The sequence below is a fragment of the Ruegeria marisflavi genome, assembly GCF_025673445.1.
GTDB lineage: Bacteria > Pseudomonadota > Alphaproteobacteria > Rhodobacterales > Rhodobacteraceae > Ruegeria_B > Ruegeria_B marisflavi.
Window position 1 is genome coordinate 92,848 of sequence record NZ_JAOVQN010000007.1, and the last position, 21,868, is coordinate 114,715.

At 61.6% G+C, this 21,868-nt stretch carries 22 protein-coding genes and 1 tRNA gene; 8 read left to right on the forward strand and 15 right to left on the reverse strand.

Going from position 1 to position 21,868, the window contains the following annotated elements; genetic code table 11:
• Positions 1–157: 157 nt before the first annotated feature.
• Positions 158–916, forward strand: coding sequence for a hypothetical protein (locus OEZ49_RS08835; RefSeq protein WP_263387963.1), 759 nt, complete (start codon positions 158–160; stop codon positions 914–916).
• Positions 917–949: 33 nt separating this feature from the next.
• Here the strand turns inward: OEZ49_RS08835 and OEZ49_RS08840 are convergent, their stop codons facing one another.
• From OEZ49_RS08840 to OEZ49_RS08860, 5 genes are read right to left on the reverse strand one after another with little or no spacing between them, the layout of a single operon-like run.
• The gene (locus tag OEZ49_RS08840; protein ID WP_263387964.1) at positions 950–1,507 is read right to left on the reverse strand and encodes a PqiC family protein; all 558 of its coding nucleotides are present in this window, start codon (positions 1,505–1,507) and stop codon (positions 950–952) included.
• A gap of 3 nt (positions 1,508–1,510) precedes the next feature.
• A complete protein-coding gene (locus tag OEZ49_RS08845; protein ID WP_263387965.1) occupies positions 1,511–3,925 on the reverse strand; it encodes an MlaD family protein in 2,415 nt (804 codons plus the stop codon).
• Positions 3,918–4,520 carry a paraquat-inducible protein A gene (locus tag OEZ49_RS08850; protein ID WP_263387966.1) on the reverse strand — a complete coding sequence of 201 codons (603 nt, stop codon included), beginning with the start codon at positions 4,518–4,520 and terminating at the stop codon, positions 3,918–3,920. The genes OEZ49_RS08845 and OEZ49_RS08850 overlap by 8 nt, the downstream gene beginning before the upstream one ends.
• A complete protein-coding gene (locus OEZ49_RS08855) occupies positions 4,517–5,200 on the reverse strand; it encodes a paraquat-inducible protein A (RefSeq protein ID WP_263387967.1) in 684 nt (227 codons plus the stop codon). The genes OEZ49_RS08850 and OEZ49_RS08855 overlap by 4 nt, the downstream gene beginning before the upstream one ends.
• 39 nt (positions 5,201–5,239) lie before the next feature.
• Positions 5,240–5,920, reverse strand: a complete 681-nt coding sequence (locus OEZ49_RS08860) for a TIGR04283 family arsenosugar biosynthesis glycosyltransferase (protein ID WP_263387968.1) — start codon at positions 5,918–5,920, stop codon at positions 5,240–5,242.
• Between the two features lie 80 nt (positions 5,921–6,000).
• Here OEZ49_RS08860 and ygfZ point away from each other — a divergent pair, with 80 nt between their 5' ends.
• Positions 6,001–6,735: a CAF17-like 4Fe-4S cluster assembly/insertion protein YgfZ gene (ygfZ, locus tag OEZ49_RS08865; protein ID WP_263387969.1), complete on the forward strand. Its 735-nt coding sequence runs from the start codon at positions 6,001–6,003 to the stop codon at positions 6,733–6,735.
• A gap of 55 nt (positions 6,736–6,790) precedes the next feature.
• Positions 6,791–7,687: an ABC transporter transmembrane domain-containing protein gene (locus OEZ49_RS08870; protein WP_263387970.1), complete on the forward strand. Its 897-nt coding sequence runs from the start codon at positions 6,791–6,793 to the stop codon at positions 7,685–7,687.
• A gap of 69 nt (positions 7,688–7,756) precedes the next feature.
• Here OEZ49_RS08870 and efp read toward each other — a convergent pair whose 3' ends face one another.
• A complete protein-coding gene (gene efp / locus OEZ49_RS08875; RefSeq protein ID WP_164132472.1) occupies positions 7,757–8,320 on the reverse strand; it encodes an elongation factor P in 564 nt (187 codons plus the stop codon).
• Between the two features lie 219 nt (positions 8,321–8,539).
• Here efp and OEZ49_RS08880 point away from each other — a divergent pair, with 219 nt between their 5' ends.
• Both OEZ49_RS08880 and OEZ49_RS08885 read left to right on the forward strand, forming a co-directional pair.
• Positions 8,540–8,857, forward strand: a complete 318-nt coding sequence (locus tag OEZ49_RS08880) for a DUF6280 family protein (RefSeq protein ID WP_093030065.1) — start codon at positions 8,540–8,542, stop codon at positions 8,855–8,857.
• Positions 8,858–9,013: 156 nt separating this feature from the next.
• Positions 9,014–10,471 (forward strand): cobyric acid synthase, encoded by a 1,458-nt coding sequence (locus tag OEZ49_RS08885; RefSeq protein WP_263387971.1) that lies wholly within the window; start codon positions 9,014–9,016, stop codon positions 10,469–10,471.
• Here OEZ49_RS08885 and OEZ49_RS08890 read toward each other — a convergent pair whose 3' ends face one another.
• The 3 genes from OEZ49_RS08890 to OEZ49_RS08900 form a co-directional block, all read right to left on the reverse strand.
• A complete protein-coding gene (locus OEZ49_RS08890) occupies positions 10,472–11,455 on the reverse strand; it encodes a prolipoprotein diacylglyceryl transferase (protein WP_263387972.1) in 984 nt (327 codons plus the stop codon). It lies immediately after the preceding gene.
• 75 nt (positions 11,456–11,530) lie between these two features.
• Positions 11,531–12,949: a TolC family outer membrane protein gene (locus tag OEZ49_RS08895; protein ID WP_263387973.1), complete on the reverse strand. Its 1,419-nt coding sequence runs from the start codon at positions 12,947–12,949 to the stop codon at positions 11,531–11,533.
• Positions 12,950–13,044: 95 nt separating this feature from the next.
• Entirely contained in the window at positions 13,045–13,698 is a 654-nt protein-coding gene (locus OEZ49_RS08900; RefSeq protein ID WP_263387975.1) for a protein-L-isoaspartate O-methyltransferase family protein, read from the reverse strand.
• Between the two features lie 206 nt (positions 13,699–13,904).
• On the opposite strand from OEZ49_RS08900, the gene OEZ49_RS08905 reads away from it, so the two are divergent.
• From OEZ49_RS08905 to OEZ49_RS08915, 3 genes are all read left to right on the forward strand, one after another.
• A tRNA-Cys gene (locus OEZ49_RS08905) sits at positions 13,905–13,978 on the forward strand.
• A gap of 317 nt (positions 13,979–14,295) precedes the next feature.
• Positions 14,296–14,799 (forward strand): sulfur carrier protein DsrE2, encoded by a 504-nt coding sequence (gene dsrE2 / locus OEZ49_RS08910; RefSeq protein ID WP_164131259.1) that lies wholly within the window; start codon positions 14,296–14,298, stop codon positions 14,797–14,799.
• A 31-nt stretch (positions 14,800–14,830) separates the two neighbouring features.
• The gene (locus tag OEZ49_RS08915) at positions 14,831–15,055 is read left to right on the forward strand and encodes a sulfurtransferase TusA family protein (protein WP_263387976.1); all 225 of its coding nucleotides are present in this window, start codon (positions 14,831–14,833) and stop codon (positions 15,053–15,055) included.
• 11 nt (positions 15,056–15,066) lie between these two features.
• Here the strand turns inward: OEZ49_RS08915 and OEZ49_RS08920 are convergent, their stop codons facing one another.
• The 6 genes from OEZ49_RS08920 to OEZ49_RS08945 are packed head-to-tail and all read right to left on the reverse strand — an operon-like array spanning position 15,067 to position 21,856.
• On the reverse strand, positions 15,067–16,473 hold the full coding sequence (locus OEZ49_RS08920) for a cobyrinate a,c-diamide synthase (RefSeq protein ID WP_263387977.1): 1,407 nt from the start codon (positions 16,471–16,473) through the stop codon (positions 15,067–15,069).
• Complete coding sequence (locus OEZ49_RS08925; protein ID WP_263387978.1) at positions 16,470–17,489, reverse strand: glycosyl transferase family protein; 1,020 nt, start codon at positions 17,487–17,489, stop codon at positions 16,470–16,472. Before OEZ49_RS08925 ends, OEZ49_RS08920 begins: the two co-directional genes overlap by 4 nt.
• 4 nt (positions 17,490–17,493) lie before the next feature.
• Entirely contained in the window at positions 17,494–18,699 is a 1,206-nt protein-coding gene (gene nrfD / locus OEZ49_RS08930; RefSeq protein WP_263387979.1) for an NrfD/PsrC family molybdoenzyme membrane anchor subunit, read from the reverse strand.
• 3 nt (positions 18,700–18,702) lie between these two features.
• Complete coding sequence (gene dsrO, locus OEZ49_RS08935) at positions 18,703–19,443, reverse strand: sulfate reduction electron transfer complex DsrMKJOP subunit DsrO (protein WP_263387980.1); 741 nt, start codon at positions 19,441–19,443, stop codon at positions 18,703–18,705.
• On the reverse strand, positions 19,440–19,910 hold the full coding sequence (locus OEZ49_RS08940; RefSeq protein WP_263387981.1) for a hypothetical protein: 471 nt from the start codon (positions 19,908–19,910) through the stop codon (positions 19,440–19,442). The genes dsrO and OEZ49_RS08940 overlap by 4 nt, the downstream gene beginning before the upstream one ends.
• A gap of 2 nt (positions 19,911–19,912) precedes the next feature.
• The gene (locus OEZ49_RS08945) at positions 19,913–21,856 is read right to left on the reverse strand and encodes an NAD(P)-binding protein (protein ID WP_263387982.1); all 1,944 of its coding nucleotides are present in this window, start codon (positions 21,854–21,856) and stop codon (positions 19,913–19,915) included.
• Positions 21,857–21,868 lie beyond the last annotated feature (12 nt).

The window sequence follows — 21,868 nt, forward strand, 5'->3', positions numbered from 1 at the left end:
ATTTACCGTCACAATCAAGAAAATCCCAAGGACTAAGATCCGGTAAAACACCCGCATTCTCCCTCCATCCCCGGACCCAAGTCTATCCGTCCCGCGCGCTATCACAAGTCGGTTTGACCTCTTGCCCGACCACTGGCAAACCCCCTAACTTCGCGGAATGATTTTCATTGCCGACAACCAGTTACCCCTGATCCTCGTCTGTTTCCTGACCGGCTGCGTCGGAACCGGTTGGCTCTTGCTGCACAAGCCCGCAGGCCACCGGGCCTGGAAACTCGCCGACCTCGTCTGGGTTGTCCTGGGCGGTTTGGGGGCGCTGGTTGCGGTGCTGGCGGGTTTGTACAAATCGGACCATTCCCGCCTGGACCGCCAGATCGACATCGCCTACGCCGCCACAACCGCCTTCGATCGCGATGCCGCGCGGTTCAGGTTGCGCTTTTGCGACCCAGCATATGATGCTGATATTAAAGAACTATGTAACAAAGTAGAATTCCTGTCAGCGTCCACAGCCACCAATGCTGAACTGCCGCTCTTTATCGAGGTCACAAAGGAGGTCGCCCCCCTGGCCAACCTGCATTTCCTCTTCGGCAGCGCCGGTTCGGCATCCAATACGATGAAGGGCATGACCGAAAAAGTGGATGCATTCGACGTCAGCGAATTCCTGGTATTCACCACCTTGGACGAACCTACACAGGCCGCCTTGCAGAACATGCGCCGCAAAGTCCCTGCAATTGCGGGCGATTTTCAAATTCTGGCCGACGCCTATGACGAACTGATCGAACAGATTGGCAAGCTGAAGTCGGAGTGGGAATACCTCAAAGCCAATGCCCATATCCTGGTTCTGCAAATCCTGGCGCTTTGCCTTGTCAGCTTTGCCGCGCCCTTCCGGCTTGGGAAATCAATCATCGAATTACTTTAGAAAGATCCGTTATCCCATTGATATCAAATAGAATCAACCCTTTGCAATCCGTCGCGCGATATCGTTGACCAGTTGCCGCATCGCCTCGGTCTGCGCCTGGGCCATAGCCTGTATCGTGGGCCCGGTCATCGGTACGGAATACGAATACCGATATGCCTTCTCAAGGTGACCATGGGCGGGAGAAGTCAGAAAATATTGTCCGGAAAACAACAAGTTCTGCCCCGGAACGCCAGACAGCCGATGCACCTTGACCGCCACCTGAACATCGGCGGGGGTCTCGAACGGCCACGGATCGGCGGCGACAGAGGCGCTGAGAGCCTGATCCAGTCCAGCCGCCAGCATCTCGCTCATGGCCCGCTCGGGATCGTCGGCCCAGAATCCCGCCTTGGTCGGTCGCAACACGCCGTCGTCACCCAGCAGCGTGATCTCGCTGTCGCTGACATAGGCAGGCAGATCCATCCGGGCGACCTGTACCGTGCGCACCCCTGTCCGATAGGTGTCGACACCGGTGATTTCCGGCAAAAGATATCGCTCCTCGGGTGCACTACAGGCCGCAAGTGCAATCAGTGCAACGGAAAACAGCTTTCTCATAGGTCAACGTCCTACCAATAGGGAATTGGGTTTTCGCCGGATGGCTTCGACCAGTGCGTTCAGCGACCGGACCGTGGCGCGCAGATCGCCGATGGCGGCCTGCACCTCGCGATTGACCGGAGAGCCCGGCCCATAGGCTCCGATGGTCGCTTCGGCGCTGTCGGCCAGATCGTCCAGCCGCTGGGCAAGCTCGGGTAGATCCTTGACCGCAAGCGCCACCGACTCTGCGGCCGAGCTTGCGGTTTCCAGGGTGCGGTTCAGGTTTTCGACCGCACCACCCGCCTGCAACTCGGCCAGTACCTGCTGCACCTGCTCCAATGCGCCCGACAGGGCGCCGGGCACCTTTTCCATGTCCTCGTTGCGCAGGAAGGCGTCCGCCGACTGCATCACCTGATCGGCCGAGGCCACCACATCGCCCAACGGCAATTCATTCGCCGTTGCCACCAGCCTGTCGATGTCTTCCACCAGCGACGGCAACCCGGCGCTGGCATCCTCGACATTGGCGGCGGCTGTGCGCACGTCGTTCAATGCGTCGATCAGGGTCTGGGACACCTGCTGTTCCTCGAACCGGCCAAGTGTTTCGTTGACCGAACCCACCGTCGTGTCGATCGAGGCCAGGGTTTTCTCCGCCTGCTCCAGCGCAGCGGAAAGCGCGGCAGGCACACGGGTTACGTCCTCTTTCTCAAGGAACGCATTGGCTGTTTGCAGGACGTCACCGGCCGAAGCCACCACATCCTCGAGCGGCAGTGCATCGGCCTTGGCCACCAGCCGGTCAATGTTGGACACCAAAGCCGGCAGTTCTGCGCTGAACTCCGTCACATAGGTCGCGGCCACGCGCACCTCTTCGAGTGCGGCAACCAGTTTCTGTGAGCCCTCATCCTGTGTGAACCGGTCCAGAACCGCATTTACCGAAGCCACAGCCTGACGCAGATCGTCGGGCAGCGTCCGCAGGCTTTCCGAGCCGGCCACCGAATTCACATTGTCGAGCACGCTGCGGATATCGGCAGGCAAGGCACGCGTATCGCCGTCGGCGACGATGGAATTGACGTTGTCCAACAACGTGATCGCGCGCTGCATCAATTCTTCGACCGGCAAGGCGGCCACCCGGTCAAGCACGTTCTGGGATGCGACGGCCAGCGTGTCTGGCGGTGTCGGCAAGGAGGGCATGATCGGGAACGGCGCCGTTTTCTGGTCGATGACAGCGGACTCTGCCTGGTTGTCTTCGACAAGCTGTACCACCAGCCCACCAGAGAACAACGACGCAGGCATAAGCCGTGCCCGCAACCCGCCGCGCTCCACCATGGTGGACAACAGCGACAAGGTATCCTCGGCGGTCTTTACGTCGTGCAGCCCCAGGCGAGAAGGCTCGACCGTATAAAGGACCTGCATCCTGATTTCCGGGGACTGGCCTTCGACTTCGTCGACCTGGGCAGTCATATGCTTGACCTGACCCACCTTGACGCCCCGAAACAGAACCTCAGAGCCAACTCTCAGCCCGCGCACGGACCCTTCGAAACTCGACATGATCTCGACCGTCGCCTGAAGGGTGTCCCCCAGCAGGGCGTCGCGCGCGGATGCTTCGTTGGGATAGAGGTCGAACACCGGCCGCCGGCCCACCGCCTCGCCACCCGATACCGGCGTGTCAAAGGCAATCCCGCCCTGCAACAGCGAAGCCAGACTGTCCACTTTCAGCTGAATGCCGCCCTCGCCCAGTTCCAGGCCGATACCCGACACATTCCAGAATCGCGTGCCCGAGGTAATCATCTTGTCATACGGCGCCTCGATGAAGCCGCTGATCAGGACCGAGCCGCTGAGTGGGTCGAAGCGCACGGCGGCAACCTTGCCCATCTGCACCCCCTTGTGCAGGATCGGCGCGCCGACCGAGACCGAGCCACTATCGGGCGCCACCAGCACCACGGGCCGCCCCTTGGTTCCCGGCGGCACCACGGGTGAAACTTCTTCTGCAACAAAATCCCGTGACGAGTCTCCGGTTTCCGCATCCCAGTCCGCGGCGATATAGGACCCTGACAACAAGGTATTGAGCCCGCTGATACCGCCCGGGCCGACGCGCGCCGTCACCAGCCAGAACCGCGTGTCCTTATCCAGATAGCGGGCCAGGTCACGGTTGATTTCCGCATGCGCCACGACCTGATTGAGATCGTCGCTGAATTGCAGCGACCGAACAGTACCAACACCAACTTCGCGATATCGAATCTCGGTCTTACCGGGTTCGATCCCGGTTGCGTCGGCAAAGGCGATGCGGATCGGGACATCGCGGTTGGCATAGTTCTGCCAGGCCAGCCCCATCGCGCCCGCAACCGCGGCGACAGGCACAAGCCAGACCAGAGACAGGCCGCGCCAGCCGCGCGCCCGGCTGGTCTCCACCTCGGGACGGGCAAGTTCCATGTCGTCATTCATTCGTTACACCGTCCCAGATCAACTTGGCGTCAAGCGCCTGTGCCGAAAGCATTGTACAGATCACTGACAATGCGAAACAGATCGCCCCCGCCCCCGGCAGAAACGCCAGGATTGCCCCCAGATGCACCAGACCGGTCAGCAATGCCACAACAAACACGTCAATCATGGACCAGCGCCCGATGAACTCGACAAACTCGTAAAGCACGTGCCGCAGCCTTGGGGACAGCTGCCAGCCATGCTGTATCGAAAGGGCCAGCGTCGCGATCACCGCGACCTTGAAAAACGGGATGACAAAACTGGCAAGGAAGATCACCCCGGCGACCAAGTAGTCCCCGGACTGGGCAAAGAGAAGGATCCCTTCAAGGATCGTGTGGCCTTCCTCATGGCCGAAGATCTCGTTGCTCAAGAGCGGGTAAAGATTGGCGGGGATCAGGAAAAAGATACCGGTGAGCAGCCAGGCCCAAAGCTTCTGCATGCTGTTGGGCAACCGGTGATGCAGGGCCGAACCACAGGTGCGGCACGTCTGCCCTCCCTTGGAATGAACGGCGCCACAATTGTGGCAGCCGATCCAGCCGATATCCGTCGCGCGCATCATTCCTGCCGCTCCCGGATCATAGTCCAGATCGTCCAGCGGCAGACCGAGGCATTCTTGAGCGCAAGCACAAGCACCATCACGCAGAAGATCCAGAATGCCTCCTCAAAGCCCACACGCGCCAGCCCAGCCACCTTGACCAGGGCAACCCCGGTCCCGATCAGAAACACCTCGGTCATGGCCCAGGGCGCCATCGCCTCGGCCAGGCGAAACACCTCGCGCGCGGCGCGCGGCGCGCGTTTCTGGCGCAGCCCCCAGACCACATAGATCAAGGCACCCGCCCGCAGCATCGGCACGCCGACCACGAACATTGCGACGACAAAGGCCAGCAACATGTACCAGCCATGCGCAAGGCCGCCGATCATGCCAAGGATCGACACCTCGTTGGACAAGCCCTGCCGGGTCAGAGTCAAGAAAGGAAAGCTGAGCATGGCCACCATAAGGATGGCCGAGGTGAGCGCCAGCGCCAGGGTCCGGTTCAAAGTATCCCGTCGCGGAGCGATCAGGGTGAAATGGCAGCGCTTGCACCGCGCGACCTGCCCCGGCGCGATCGTCTCTGCCACATGCAGCGTATCGCAGGACGGACAAGCAATCACCCCGTCGGGATCGGCCTCGAACAGGCGGACCCATGCCCTCCGTTCCGGATCGTCGCTGGTCGGTGTCACATCGGGCAAGCTTGTCATGAACCTGTTTCTTCTCTGGGTACCAATCTGGACCGCCCCCTATCGCCTGTAGGCCCGCGCCAGCCGTTCCGGCGAGACACCACCGAAATACCTGAGCAGCGTCCACAGATTGCGCGCCCCGCGCCCGAACCATCCGTCCCGCAGGTACCTGTCGGCCCCGGTCACGGCGCCCGACGGGAGCAGGACAGGCGGGGCGGGCAGCGCCCGCACCAGATGCACATCTTCCATCAAGGGCTGGTCAGGATACCCGCCTGCGGCCTCATAGTCCTCGCTGCGGATCAAAAGACCCTGATCGCCATAGGGGAGCCCGAGAAATCGCGTCCGCAGGTTGGCCCAGCCCGCGACCCAGGCAGGCCCAAGACCCCGCGCGGCAAATGCCAACCGAAAGACCGCCGCCCTTTCGCTGCTGGCGATGTGATCCGACACCACACCGGACCATCCTGCATCCAGCACCGTGTCAGCATGCAGGATCAGGATCCACTCGCTCCGCGCCACGGCGCAGCCGCGCCTAAGTTGCCCCCCCCGCGATGGTGAGCCTTGCAGTACGACGGCCCCTACCTCCTCGGCGATATCAAGTGTTCGGTCCTCGGATCCGCCATCGGTCACGATCACCTCTCGGATCAGACCCATGGGCAACCCCTCCATCAGGGCGGCAAAAACCCGAGGCAGGGTTGCCTCGGCCGCAAGGGTCGGAATCACGATGCTGAGCTTGGCTGGCAAGGTCTGTTTCCTCTGGCCTCTGGTCAGTTGGGCGGGTTCTCCTATATCACGGGTCTGACGGCGATGACGAGGACCAAGACATGCCCACCCGACGTATCCTGCGACTAAGCGGAGCCGACACGGAAGACTTTCTTCAGGGGTTGGTCACCAACGACACGCGCAAGCTGGATCGGGGGCTGGTCTATGCGGCCCTTCTGAACCCGCAGGGCAAGTATCTGGCCGATTTCTTTTTGAAACGGGACGGCGCATCGATCCTGCTGGATGTGGCAGAGCCATTGGCGGACGGGCTGGTGAAACGCCTGTCCATGTACAAATTGCGGGCGGATGTCACCATTGGTGAAAGCGGCCTGCATCTGCAACGCGGTACCGGCCCCGCGCCCGAGAGCGCACTCATGGACCCCCGCCATCCCGCGCTTGGGTGGCGTGCGTATACCGGGGCCGCAGAGAGCGACGACGGCAGCGACTGGAACGCGATCCGGGTTGCTCATTGCATTCCCGAAACCGGGATCGAACTGACCGGGGACAGTTACATTCTGGAAGCCGGGTTCGAGGCGCTGAACGGGGTCGACTTTCGCAAAGGGTGTTATGTCGGTCAGGAAGTCACCGCCCGCATGAAGCACAAGACAGAATTGCGCAAGGGGCTTGCAAAAGTCACAGTCGAGGGTTCCGCAGCCCCCGGCATCGAGATCACCGCAGACGGCAAGACAGTCGGCACCCTGCACACCCGATCCGGCGATCACGCAATCGCCTATCTCCGCTTCGATCGTGCCGGTGGAGAGTTGCAGGCCGGGGCGGCGCGCGTGCGCATGGACTGATTGATCTTTGCGGCGCGGCGCGGCAGATTTCCCGTAAACGATCAGGGGACCGGGGATGTTTCAGCTTTACGCCGCAATCTGGCGGGTCAGCGCGCGCCGTCAGGTGGTGTTGATCATACTCTCCCTGGCGATCGCCGCTCTGGCCGCCGCCCCGCTGGAGTTTCAACGGGACATCGTCAACCACCTGACCGAGGCCTCGCTCGACACCGGCCAACTGTTCGTGCTCGGCGCCGGGATGGGCGCCGTGATCCTGCTCAGCCTGCTGCTCAAATTCCTGATGGGGTTTCTGTCGGGCACGCTGGGAGAGCATGTCATCCGCCTGATCCGCAGACGGCTGGTTGAACGCGCCTCTGCGCAAAGCAACGATCTGAGTCAGGGCACCCTGACCGCCGCAGTTACCGCCGAGGCGGAAGAGCTGGGTAAATTCGCTGGCGGGGCGTTCTCCGACCCGGTGGTGCAGATCGGCACACTGATCAGCGTGATCGGCTATATCTCCTCTACCCAGCCGGGATTGGGATTGATCGCGGCGGGCATGATCCTGCCGCAGATCGCCATCGTCCTGCTGTCGCAACGGAAGGTGAACCGCTATGTCGCCCTGCGCGTGAAACTGCTGCGGGCCGCAAGCGAGCAATTGAGCAGGCAGGACATCACCGACGAAATTGCCGGGATCGAGGCCAAGTTCGACGAGATCTATGACACCCGGCGCAACATGTTCCTGTGGAAACTGTCGACCAAGTTCGTGCTCAGCGCCATCAATGGCGCGGGCACGGTCGCGGTGCTGATGCTTGGCGGCTGGCTGGTTCTACATGGTCGTACGGATGTGGGAACCGTGGTTGCCGCGGTCAGCGGGTTGGGCCGTATTCAGGGGCCTACCGCCTTTCTGATCGCATTCTACCGCCAGGTCAGCGCCAACAGAATCAAGTTCGAATTACTGCGCGACCTGATCCGGTGAGGTCCCGTAAGGGCCGCAGGGAAGATGAAACGAAAAAGGCCGCCCATCGGGCGGCCTTGTGACGCAACGTTATGCGCGTTCGGAGTACTCCATGGTCTCGGTATTCACGACGATCATTTCGTCCTGCCCGATAAACGGGGGCACCATCACCTTGACGCCATTGTCCAGCAATGCGGGCTTGAAGGAGTTGGCCGCGGTCTGGCCTTTGACCACCGGCTCGGTCTCGACGATTTTGCAGGTCACCTTCTGCGGCAGCGTCGCATTCAGAGCCTCGCTCTCGTGAAACTCGACCAGGATGGTCATGCCATCCTGAAGGAAGGGCCGGCGCTCTCCCAATAGTTCGGCGGGCAGTTCGATCTGTTCATAGGTTTCGGCATCCATGAACACCAGCATCCCATCGGATTCATACAGGAATTGCTGGTCTTTCTGCTCCAGACGCACACGCTCGACCTTGTCGGCAGAGCGGAACCGTTCGTTCAGCTTTGACCCGTTACGCAGGTTGCGCAGTTCGACCTGAGCAAAGGCCCCGCCTTTGCCGGGCTTCACATGGTCGACCTTCACAGCCGCCCACAGCCCGCCATTGTGCTCCAGAACATTGCCGGGGCGGATTTCGTTTCCGTTGATCTTGGGCATGACATATTTCCTTCACACGACGGTTGATGCACCCATTTGCGCCCCTATATCTGGCGGGACGATCCCTGGCAAGACAACGAAACCTAGTGCTGCAATCGCAGCAGTTATGCAAAACATGCAACTCATCTATGCATTAATGGGGTACCCGAATCGAGTCCAATCGGTCATAAGCAACGCTACGCCGAAAATTGCAAGAGCAAGAACAACAAGGAAGACGAGATGAAAGATTTCGTTGACGGCACCGCCTACAACAACGAGCAAGGCAACCGTGCTAGAAAACTGTTTGCGGCCGTTGTGTTGGCCGCGCTGGATGATGCCATCGCCGACGACAAGAAGTACGGTAATGGCCCCGAACAGATCGCCCGTTGGGCCCGCTCGCGTGATGGGCGCGAGGTGCTGAGCTGTGCCGGTATCGACCCGAACGAACGCGTCGTGCGCGGGTTGATGGAATTCGTGGGACGTGGGGTCCGTACCTCTGTCGCGCTGTCGCGCGAAGAGAGCGAGCGCCGCAACGCCGCACAGGCCGAAGCCGCCTGACACATCAAGGCTGTCGACAAAAGGCGCGCTCCGTTCGGGGAGCGCGTTTTTCGTTGGTTCGGGGCATGACGGCAACCGGACACCGAATGCCGCAGGGGGACTGGTCACGGCACCGGATTTCGGATCATCTTCCAGCGACGGACAACGGGAGCACGCATGGTTCGCGCGATCATGATTCAGGGAACCGGCAGCAACGTCGGCAAGTCGATGCTGGTCGCGGGCATGGCGCGGGCTTTTGTTCGGCGGGGGCTGCGCGTGGCGCCCTTCAAGCCGCAGAACATGTCGAACAACGCCGCCGCCACCGAGGACGGCGGAGAGATCGGCCGCGCCCAGGCACTGCAAGCGCGGGCGGCGCGACGGATCCCGCATACCGACATGAACCCGATCCTACTGAAGCCTGAAACTGACACAGGCGCGCAGATCATCGTACAGGGCAAGCGGGCCGGCACGATGCGCGCGGGCGACTACCGCAAGAACAAGGCGCATCTGCTGGAGAAGGCTCTGGAAAGCTTCGGCAGGCTGTGCGGCGACTCTGACCTAGTGCTGGTCGAAGGCGCGGGCAGCCCAGCGGAAACCAACCTGCGGGCGGGCGACATAGCCAATATGGGGTTTGCCTGCGCCGCTGGTGTGCCTGTGGTCCTGGTTGGCGATATTCATCGCGGCGGGGTGATTGCCCAGATCGTGGGCACCAAAGCGGTCCTGGAACCTGGTGATCTGGCACAGATCCGCGCCTTTGCCGTCAATCGCTTCAAGGGCGACATCTCCCTCTTCGACGAGGGCCGCGATGATATCTCCCGTCGCACCGGTTGGCCCTGCCTGGGCGTGGTTCCGTGGTTTCACGATGCCTGGCGCCTGCCGGCCGAGGATATGATGGATATCCGCTCCAGCGCGGGCGGCACCTTCAAGGTGGCGGTGCCGCAGTTGGAACGCATGGCGAATTTCGACGACCTGGATCCGCTGTCCGCCGAACCCGGCGTGACGGTCGAAATCATCCCGGCGGGCCGCCCCCTGCCCGGCGATGCCGATCTGGTTCTGCTGCCCGGCAGCAAGTCCACCATCGGCGATCTCGCCTTCTTCCGCGCCCAAGGCTGGGACATCGACCTCTACGCCCATGTGCGGCGCGGCGGCCATGTGCTGGGGCTTTGCGGTGGATATCAGATGCTGGGACACGGCATCGACGACCCCGAAGGAATCGAGGGGCGCCCGGGCAAGGTCGACGGTCTTGGCCTGCTGGATGTCGACACCGTCATGACCAGCGACAAACAGGTCACCCTGCGCCATGCTACTGCCGTTCCCGGCGGCGAGCCGGTGACCGGATACGAGATCCATATCGGCCGGACCTCGGGCCCCGACTGCGCGCGCGCATGGCTGGAGATCGACGGGCGCCCAGAAGGCGCCGCATCCGCCGACGGGCGGATTCGGGGCAGCTATCTGCACGGGGTATTCACCTCGGACCCGTTCCGCGCACGCTATCTGGCCGAATTCGGGCAGGAAGCGCTGGTCGGATACGAAGACGGTGTCGAGCAGGTACTGGACGCGCTGGCAGAGCATATCGAGGCCCATCTGGACCTCGACCTGTTGCTTGAGCTTTCGGAAACGCCGCGAGGGGCCTGATCACTCGAATTCTTGTGCTGTCAGCGCGCGATGGATCTCGCGGCGCACCAGCTTGCGCACATTGCGGGTAATTCTCTCCCCCAATGCACCCTGAAGCTCTTCGCGCACGATGTCCGCAACAAGCTCCCGCAAACTCTCTTCATCCAGATAGCCTTCTTCCGGCGACAGAATGGACCGCTCGTCTTCAAGCTCATCATAATCCGAGGCTTCGTCAGCATCGAGTTCGATCGAATCGTCAGCAACATCGACCGGGATCTCCTCGGCCGTGCTTTCGTCGACCGTGCCTTCGTCGCTAGCCGGGGACAAATGGTCTTGCCATTCCATTGCATCGACCCGTGTCCCGGAATAGGCGTCCGGGCTCAACCCATCAGGCTCCCAATTGTCGTCCGTTTGGGCGATGACAGCCTCCAGCACCTCGATCCGCGCGCTCAGGGGCTCTTCGCTGGCCAGCACCAACTCGGCATCCGGCGCATCCGGTTCATGAAGTGCTTCCGGCTCGGGGAAACCTTCCTCTGCCACCGCATGATCCGCCTGGATGATTGGTTCGCCCGCGGCCTGTGCCGCCGAAAAAAGCGTTGCATCTGGATCATTCCAAGGCGCGGACGCATCAACTGTCTCGCCCTCGCTCGCTGCTTCAGGCTCCTGTACCAGTTTATCGGCAGCACTGTTAGATTCTACCAGTTCATCCGAGGCTGTATCGACCTCTACAAATTCATCCGCGGGGGCATCTGCCTGGAGCAACTCATCGGCGGAGGGATCGACCTTTACTGGTTCATCGGTGGCAGTATTCGCCAGTGCTTGCTTGTCGGCGCGGGCATCAGCCTCGGCCCGGTCAGCAACACGCAAAGCTGGAGTCAGCACCAGCTTTCCCGGCCGTACCGCAGGCCCTTTAGGGCGCGCCTCGAAACGGCCCTCTTCGCTTACCAATCTTCGGATCGAGGATAGGACATCCTCAATCTCTACGGACTTTGCAGGGTCAGACATTTGTTGTTACCACTCTTGGCCTCGTCAAGGAGTGTAACGAATATCCGCTGATCCGACAACAGATGACACGAATTGTCACTTCTTGCCGAGCGCTTCCAGAACACGATCCAGATCCCGACTCTGCTTCGAGATCGCAGACGGAGCACTCTTCACTAGGTTGTAGTAAAGTGTAGGGTCATAGATTTGCACAGCCAACCCCAGCCGTTCAGCTGTCAACAGGCCCTGCGCAACTAAAAGTTGATAAGCTGCCAGAGAGCGCTCAGTGCGTGCGGTAACCTGGGACAGTTTCGCATCCAGCAGATCCTGTTCAGCGGTCAACACATCCAATGTCGTCCGCGCGCCCAAGGTCGCTTCTTCACGGATGCCATCAAAGGCCACCTGCGCGGCACGTACCCGCTCGTCGGACGCGCTCAGGCTGGCGTTGGCCGTCTGAAAACGTACGTAGGCATCGCTGACGTCTTGGGTCACATCCCTTTGCACATTCAACAGGTTAGCGCGCGACGCGTCTCTCTGTGCCATTGCTCGGCGCACTTGCGACATCAGGCGGCCACCAGAGTAGACCGGTTGCGAATAAATGATGCGCGCCGCCGCCGTATCCGCGAAATCAGATCCGCCAAAATCGTCGGTCATGCCGATCTCGGCATTGAAGCGGACCGTCGGTCCAAGCGCTGCGTTCTGCCGGTCAACAGCAAGGTCCAGTGCGCGCACCTGGTGCTGTGCCGACAAGAGCGACGGATGATTGCGCTGCGCCAAAGCAGCGGCATCTGCCTCAGACCGTGGCAGACCTGGAAGCGACGGCTGCCCGGTGGTGCGGCCCGGGTGGTGACCGACCGCATTGATGTACTCCGCGTGCGCTGTGGTCAGCGCCCCGTTGGCGTCGGCCAGGTTTGCCCTTGCGTTCGCCAGCCGGGATTCAGACAGAGCGACGTCGGTACGGGTCACCTCGCCCACTTCAAATCGATCTTGCGAGGCGCGTAGCTCTTCACCCAGCAAGTTCACGTTGTTCTGGCGGATCGAAACGGTCTCTTCCTGCAACAGCACGTTCAGATACGCGGTAACTGCACGAAAAAGCACCTGCTGTTCTACCTGAAGCAATGCCTGACGTGTCGAGAGCACGGTTTCCTGCGCCGCGTGTTTTCCCAGGACCGAAGCACCGCCATCATAAATGAGTTGGGTCAGCTCAAGCCCTGTAAAAAACGTGTCGGGATGGCTCGTGGAAGACACAAGAGCATTGCCGGACTTGGTGTAACTGCTTTGGATCCGCGCGGTCCAATCGATGATCGGACGCAGCGTGGAAAGAGCAATAGCTACATCTTCGTCTGCAGCCCGTAGCAAGGCGCGGTTCTGTTCAAGCAGACCGCTTGTATTGTATGCGCCAATCAAGGCGTCCGCGATATTGTCCGCCACAGCGCTCCGCGGACCCAGGGCCAGTACGGCGACACTCGCGGCAAACGCCGCCATTCTCGCCACGCGTCCCGAAACCAGTCTCAGCATTGCCCTGCCTCCCTCGTTACTTCGTTTTTGCCTGCGCTGAGAATGCCTGTGTCCCGGCAAAAAAGGCAAGGACCCACGTCGTCTCAGGTATTGTATTAAAGCGCGAATTCCGGGACCTGCTCGAACCCTGGCAGCACCGGCGCCGTCGCATTGAACACAAACCGCCAGGACACCTGAGCGCCGGCCTTTCGGCCCAGGCGCACCACACCCACAGCACCCTCGATGAACACCGCGACGATCCGACCGCCATCCTTGAGTTGATCGAGCAATGCCCGCGGTATGATTTCCACCCCGCCTTGAATCAGTATCACGTCATAGGGCCCATGCTCGGCCGCACCCTCGGCCAGAGGCCCCGAGTGAACAATGGCATTGTCGGCGCCTGCATCCATGAGCTGCGTTTGCGCCTCTTCCGCCATTGCTTCGTCTGCTTCGACTGCGACCACAAGTTCCGCCATCCGCGCCGCAACCGCCGAGGAATACCCGAGCCCGGCCGCGATATCGAGCACCATCTCGTTGCTCGCGATATTCGCCGCATCCAGCATTTTGGCCAGCGTGCGCGGCTCCAACTGATACCGCCCCTCTCCAAGGTCAACCATGACATCCGCATAGGCGGCTTCTCGCTGCGCATCCGGCACAAAGTTCTCGCGTTGAACCGTCAGCATCGCCTGAATGATCGGAAACTTGGTGACATCCGAAGGGCGGACCTGGGTATCAACCATCATGCGGCGGCGATTGGCGAATTCGGTCATTTTGCAGCTCACTAGCAGATTACTTACCCGGCTTTTGCCACAATGGCAGGCCAGCGGCAACGTCCCATTGCCCAAAAGACCGCGGCACCGCGGCGCGGCCCGCCCGCGAATTTGGCGCGAATTCTGCGATTGCCATCTGGACGGCAATCCGGAAAGCTGGTAGAACCCGCCTCACACCACCTCAAGTAATTGATTTTACTTACAAAGGCGAGTTGGCGGAGTGGTGACGCAGCGGATTGCAAATCCGTGTACACCGGTTCGATTCCGGTACTCGCCTCCACATCATATCAATGACTTAGACATATCGACCTAGGTGAGCTTTCTCCCGTTAAAGCGGTTTCAACAAATCCGCTTTGTTCAATTCTCATTCCACCGTGAAGCCACGACCGACAGGCAGCCGCGTGTTTATCCGGAGAACAGGAGAGCAACGGAGAACGGATGCTCTTCGGCTTGGGTAGGCCCTCTGGTGCAAGGGCAGGGGCGAATTACTCATGTGGTTTTTTTCAGGATCGAATATCCAGCCCCTCACAACAAAACATATACATTCAGCTATGTGAATGATACTCTGTGTCTGGCAGCGGGATTAGGGAGGATCGCATGCTCGACACACAGAATTTGGACAATGCGAAAAGCATGTCAATCATCGTCACTAAGGGGTCTCTGGACTGGGCCTATCCTCCGTTCATCCTGGGCACGACCGCCGCGGCCATGGATGTCGAGGTCACCATGTTCTTTACCTTCTATGGTCTTACTCTGCTGAAGAAAGATCTGAACCTGAAGTTCACCACGCTGGGCAACCCGGCGATGGAAATGCCGATGATGGGCATGCATATGCCTATGCCAAACATGATGGGTATGGTCCCCGGCGTGGGCGCCGCGGCCGGCAAGATGATGAAGAACCTGATCAAAAAGAAAGGCGTCGCCTCGATCGAGGAACTGCGCGAGGCCGCGATCGAATCCGAGGTCAAGATGATCGGCTGCCAGATGACGCTCGATCTGTTCGAATATGACCGCAAGGACATGATCGACGAAATGGAGATCGGCGGGGCGGCGACCTACATGGAAAAGGCGCTTCGCTCGGACATCAACCTGTTCATCTGACAAAACTGCACTTCAAATGGGAGGAAATCATTTGGCAGACCAGACACTTAATGCAGAAGGGCTGAACTGCCCCCTGCCGATCATCAAGGCAAAGAAGGCTCTGAAAGGCATGAGCGCCGGACAGATCCTGGAAGTGCGCGCGACCGATCCGGGATCGGTTGCCGATTTTGCGGCCTTCTGCAAGCAGACCGGCAATAAACTGATGAGTTCCAGCAGCGAAGGCGACATCTATCGCTTCGAGATCAAACGCGCCTGAGAAAAACGCAATCAGGCCGACCCCCGCGCCCATGGCGCGGGGTTTTTCGTTTGGCGGCAGGTCTCTACAAAGCCGAGAAACCGGCTGACCCAGGGGGCGGCGGACGCGTTGCGCAGGTGAATGAACCCGGCCGTCGTGTTCGACTTGACCAGCCCGTCATGGGCGCCGTCAATGCCCCGCCCGCGCAAGACATGCCGCGCGAAAGGGGCCGGGCCCATGTTTTCCAGACTGGCATAGTGAAACTCGTGCGCCTTCGTTTCGCCCTCACCGGCCGACCACAACGCATTGCGCGTGGCGGAGAACCGCACATATCCCCTGCCCTGCGGGCGCGCTTGCATGACGGCGTCGACGTCAAAGAACCCGACCATTGGCCTGCTCTCGCCCTGCCAACTGATGGACCGGCACAGGTACATCAGCCCGCCGCATTCCGCATAGGCGGGTAAGCCACGCTCCAGCGCCGATCTGACCGAGTTGCGCATCGAGACATTCGCCGAAAGCTCGGACATCTGCGTTTCCGGAAAACCGCCGCCAAGGAACAGCCCATCGACATCCGCCAACTCGGCATCGCGCAGCATGTCTATAGGCACAAGCGCCGCCCCCTGTGCCTCGAACGCCTCCAGATCGTCGGGATAGTAGAAGCCAAAAGCGGCATCCCGCGCGATCCCGATCCGCAACCCCGGGCCGGCGCGTCTATGTGTTTTGTGTCCGCTCTCCGGGACCGACAGCTCCCGGGCCTCTCCAGCACATGCACAGATCCGGTCAAGATCGACCGAGCTCGCCACGATCCGCGCGGCGCTCTCCAAGAATGTCTCCACTCCGGGACATTCCGCCGGGGTCGTCAGGCCCAGGTGACGCTCCGAGATATCCAGTTCCGGCGTTTCCCGGATCGCCCCCAGCACGTCCAGATCAGTATAGTCCTCGATGGCTTGCCGCAACTTGCGCTCATGCCGGGTGCCGCCAGTACGGTTCAATATGACACCTGCGATTTGCAGGTCAGGGTCGAAATGGACATAGCCCTGCAACAAGGGGGCGATGCCCCGGGTCATTCCCCGGGCGTCTATGACCAGCACGACCGGCGCCCCCAGCAGATGCGCGAGCGCCGCGTTGCAGTCTTTGCCTTGCGGGTCCAGACCGTCGAACAGCCCCTTGTTGGCCTCGATCAGCCCCAGATCGCAGCCCGCCGATTTCCGCGCGTATAACCGCAGGATCTCGGCCCGGGACATGGTGTTGAAATCGAGGTTGTAGGCGGCGCGCCCCGCCGCGCGCGACAGCCACATAGGGTCGATGTAGTCGGGCCCCTTCTTGAACACGGAAACCGTCTGGCCACGCTGCGACAGCGCCGCCGCCAGCCCCGAGGACACAATAGACTTGCCCGACGACTTATGCGCCGCCGAGATCATGAGGCTGGGCACGCTCACCGCCGCACCTCAAGGAACGCCCGGTCCCGGGCCTGCCACATCCGGGAGGCGGCGTCTTCGGCCTCGGCCAGCGAACCGGCCCGGCCCATGGTGCGCAATGTCACCGCCAGTGTGCCGGTGATCGACGCCTCGGCATAGGCATCCGTCTTCTCCCCGCGCCAAACGGCAAACAGGCGCTCCGGCTCCATCTGGGCGTCGGCGGGCTGATGCGCATCGTCCAACAGCGCGGGCCAGGTTTCGACAATCGGTTCGCCCGCGCCATGGGTGGTCCAGACCTGCGTCGGCTTGTTCGGCCGCCGCTCGATCTCGCCCCCTTCGCCCCGGAACACCGCCGCATTCGGCTGGCCCAGAACCCGGGCCGCGCCGGAATGAATATCCATGAAGCCGCGATGGAAAATCCCCTGCATCATCGTGGGCGCGTCGAACGGGTTTATCATCCGGGTAAAGGAATGCACCGGCGAGCGCAGGCCGAAAACCGGGCGCAGTTCGATCAGGTGACGCAGGACCGGGCTCATCACCTCAAGCGGGATATAGGTGAAGCCGCGCGTCTCAGCCTGGGTCGCGGCCTCGCTCAGGCTGGAGGCCACCGGCATGCCCAGCAACTCGATCACCCCGCGCGTATAGACCCGGCCGGGCGTATGCCCCTCGGTCCCGTGCATCACGACGCGGGTGCCCTGACTGACCAGCGTCATGACCGACAGCACGAACCACGGCAACTGGATGCGCTTGCCCGCGTAAGAGGACCAATCGAGATCGACCCGTGGCACACTGTCCGGCAGGTCCAGCCGCTCACGCACCGCCTGGGCAAAACCGGCGATTTCCTCGGGCGCTTCTTCCTTCAGCCGCAGCAGCATCAGGAACGCCCCGATCTGCTCGGGCAAGACCTGCTGATCCAGGATCATCCGCATGGCGTCCAGCGCCTCGTCATAGGTCAGATGCCGCTGCTTGGTCTTGCCCCGGCCCAGAATGGCTACGAACCGGGAAAACGGATGTGGAGTCATCGGGTCCAGCAACATGGCATCAACCCTTGGTTACCGGGTTGCTATCGGACAGGTTCGAGGGCAGGACCCGCAGAACCTTGGCCCCTACCCCCGTTGCGACCAGGGCAAATGCCACGCCCCCCAGACCCAACAGGATTTCAGGCAGGCTGGGCACATATGCCGCGACCGCGCCATCGAAGAAGTCCGACGACACCGAATATCCGGGGAACAATTCCATCGGATAGGCCTGCCCGCCAATGACGATGACATAGATCTGCGCCAGCCCGCCGAGGATCACCAGCGCCGACACCAGTGTCGGCATGCCCTGACGGCGCGCCTTGCCCGCATAGATCATCGCCAGCGGCACCAGCCCCCCCAGCAGCACCTGAACGCCCCAGAACAACGTGGTATATACCCCGCCATCCACCAGGATGAAGTGCTCGAACCCCTTGTGTTCCGTCGCATAAAGGTTGGTCAGGTGCTGCACCGCCGTGAAATACAGCACTGCGGCAACAAACAGGCCAAGCAAGCGGATCATGTCACCCACACGTTCGGGTCCAAGAGCGCGCCCGCTGAGCGCGCACAGCGCCTGAAGCACCAGAACATAAACCGCCAGCCCCAGCGCAAAGGACATGGCGATGAACAGGGGCGCCATGATCGCCGCGTCATATCCCGGTCGCGCCACCAGCCAGCCAAAGATCGACCCGGTGCCGGTCGTCAGCGCCAGCCGCCAGACAAAGGCAAGCACGCCCGCCGGCTTGGTCCATTTCGGGTGCACGGTCCGGTCCATCTGAACCCAGAGATACACCGCCACCACAGCGATGAACCCCGAATAAAGCAGGATGTTCCAGGTAAAGATCGAGCTGAAATTGAAATGCGTGAGCTGCACCAACAGCCGGTCCGGTCGCCCAAGATCCAGCACCAGAACCAACAATCCCCCCGCCAGAAGCGAGATCGCCAGAATGCCGGAAAGCCGCGACAAGGGCTTGTAGACCACCTTGTCGAACACACTCGCCATCGACGCCACGTTCAGCGCCCCCGAGGCCGCGACGATCAGGAAGATGGCAAAGACATGCGGCATCCCCCAGACCACCTGGTTGGTCATGCCCGTCACGGCATGACCATGGTGTTCGACATAGAAGAACGACGCCAGCCCCGCGACAAGAAAGCTCGCCAACAACAGGCCCGCGCCCCACAGGGCGCGTGTGGCGGGAACCTCTCTGTACAGCGTCCGGTCAATCGCCATGGCTCAGATCTCCCTGTACCGGACGCCCGGATTCAGATCGAGATCGGGGCGCAGGGCGACCGAGGGGTATTCGGCCAGGCGCCGCGAAATCTCGCTTTCGGGGTCGAGCAGATCGCCGAATACCATGGCACCGTGACCGGCGGCCTCGCAGGCTTCGACACAGGCAGGAATGCGCCCTTCATCGACGCGGTGCACGCACAGGGTGCAGCTTTCCACCGTTCCGATCCCGCGCGGGGCGTGGGTCTTCTGATTGGTGACACGTTCATGCACGAACGAGCGCGCCTTGAACGGGCAGGCCATCATGCAATAGCGGCAACCGATACAGATATGCTTGTCGACCAGCACGATCCCGTCCTTGCGCTTGAACGAAGCGCCGGTCGGGCAGACATCGACGCAGGGCGGGCTTTCGCAATGCTGGCACATCACCGGCAGGCTGGTTTCCCGGCCGCTGCTCTTGTCCTTGAGCGTGACCTTGCGGATCCATTGCACGTCGGTCTCGGCATTGCCGCTGCCTTTCCAGCCGTTCTCGTCCTGGCATGCGGTGATGCAGGCATTGCAATCGGGCGCGCATTTCGACGCGTCGATCAACAGGCCCCAGCGTTTGCCGGCATCGGCGGCGGCATGGGCCTCGCTGCCGCCAAAGGCCATCAGGGTCACGCCGGGCGCCAGTTGCAATGTCGCCAGAGCCGCGCCGCTGCGCAGGAAATCCCGGCGCGAGACATCTTTCTTTGCACCGCGGCTCATTGCCCCTCCTCCCGCGCCCCGAGATAGGCCACCAGCGCGCCCACATCTGCCCCAAGTGATGGGGAAAACCCACCCAACGCCGCATGGGCCGGTGGTTCCTCGAACCCTTCGGGCGTCGAGCGATGACAGTCAAAGCAATCGACCCTAACCGCCACAAAATCGTGGCAAGACCGGCAGAAATGCCGCTCATCCGCATAGGTCACCGGCGCGCCGGTCTCGTCCTTGGCCGCATGGCACTCGAAACACCCGCCGAGCGAGGCGTTCTGCTCCCGCTTGCCCTCGTACATGGTCACGTCGCGATCATGCCGCATCATGCTCATATGCCAGCGTCGCATGTAATCATTGCCTTCGGGATGCGCCTTGCCCGTCGCCTCGGGGATCACCGGGCCAAGACCGCCATGCCCCTCGGCCCAGACCGCCGAGGCCAGCATCGCGATCAACCCGGCAATCAGCAGCGACGCGCGCATTCTCACTCTCCAAGCCCCATCTTGATATAGCCAGTGGGGCAGACATCGGCGCAGATGTGGCAGCCGATGCAGCGGGTATAGTCGGTATCTACATAGCGCCCGACGGTACGGTCGGATTTCTTGACCCGGAACACGGCATCCTGCGGGCAGTAAATCACGCAATTGTCGCATTCGAAGCACATGCCGCAGGACATGCAGCGCTCGCCCTCCTTCTGCGCCTGCGCTTCGGTCAGACCGACGATGCGCTCTTCGAAATTCCCCAGCACCGCATCGGCGGCAATATGGATTTCTTCGCGGTGCTCGCGTCCGACATATTTGAAATGCCCCTTGAACAGCTCGGTATGCGGGATGATCTGCGAGCTGGACCGGTCCTCGAAATTGTGGATCGCGTAAGAAGCCGAATTGGTGCCCCGCGCAGCCAAGTGGTCATAAGGCGACGGGTCCTTGCCGCGCTGATGCAGTTCCGCCATCAGGTTGAAGTGATGCACATCCACCTTGGGCCTGCGCGCAATCTCGCCATCATCGAGGAAATCGGTGATCGCGTCGGCGGCGATACGGCCTTGCCCGATTGCGGTGGTCAGCAGATGCGGCCGCACGATGTCGCCACCGGCAAAGTGCTTGTCCCGCCCCTTGACCTGATAGCCCCCGGCGATGTCGATGAACCCGCGCCCATTGTCCAGCGCCTCGACCCCGCTCAGGTCGCCCATCTGGCCAATGGCCGCGATGATGATATCGGCCTCCAGTTCGAATTCGGTGCCTTCGACAGGTTCGGGCACATTGCCCTTCATCTGGCATTCGCACATGCGCAGGCCCACGGCCTTGCCGTCCTTCAGGATCACCTCCAGCGGCATCACACCGCCCTTGATCTCGATCCCTTCCCGCTTTGCGTCTTCACGCTCGCGCTCGGCGGCGGTCATCTTCTCGACCGGGAACAGAGAGGTCAGCGTCGCCTGCATCCCCTCGCGCGTCAGCGACGAGGCGACATCATGGCTGGTGAAGTCAATGAGCGCGCCGTCATTGCGCTCGGGCAGGTAATCGGCGGTGATATGGCCCAGACGCCGCGCGACAGAGGCCACGTCGATCGAGGTATCGCCGCCGCCGACCACCACCACCCGCCGTGCGGTGCCCAGCACATAGCCCTGGTTGAACGCGTCCAGAAACTCGATCCCGTTGATGCAGTTCTCGGTCCCCTCCCATCCGGGGATCGGCAGCGGACGGCCCGATTGCGCCCCCATCGCCCAAAAGATCGCGTCATGGGATGCTTCCAGTTCCCCCATCGTGATATCGGTGCCGACACGAGTGCCCAGCCGCACCTCGACCCCCAGATCAAGAATACGGTTGATCTCGGTGTCCAGCATGTCGCGCGGCGTCCGGTAACCCGGAATACCATAACGCATCATGCCGCCCAGCTTGTCATTGGCTTCGAACAGCGTCACCGCATGCCCGTCGAGCCGCAGGAAATAGGCCGCCGACAGACCGGCGGGTCCACCCCCAATAACAGCGACCCTTTTGCCGGTATCGGCCCCGGGTGCCACGTGCTTGACCCCGTTGGCATTGGCCCAGTCGCCGACATACTGCTCGACCGCGTTGATGCCGACAAAATCGTCCACCTCGTTGCGGTTGCACCCTGCCTCACACGGGGCCGGACAGACCCGCCCCATGGTCGCCGGAAACGGGTTGGCGGCCGCCATGCGGTGAAAGGCGTATTCCTGCCATTCCATGCCCTCGACCGGCGGCTTGTCCATGCCACGCGCAATGGCCAGCCAGCCGCGAATTTCGTGCCCCGACGGGCAAGACCCCTGGCAGGGCGGCGTCTTGTGCACATAGGTCGGGCATTTGTACGAGCGGTCGGCGTTGAAGATCTTTTCCTCCAGATCCCAGTCCGACGGGGTCTCGCCTTCCTCAAACCGGCGGAAGGTCAGTGCCTGTTCTTCGTGGTCCTTCATCTTGTCTTCCTC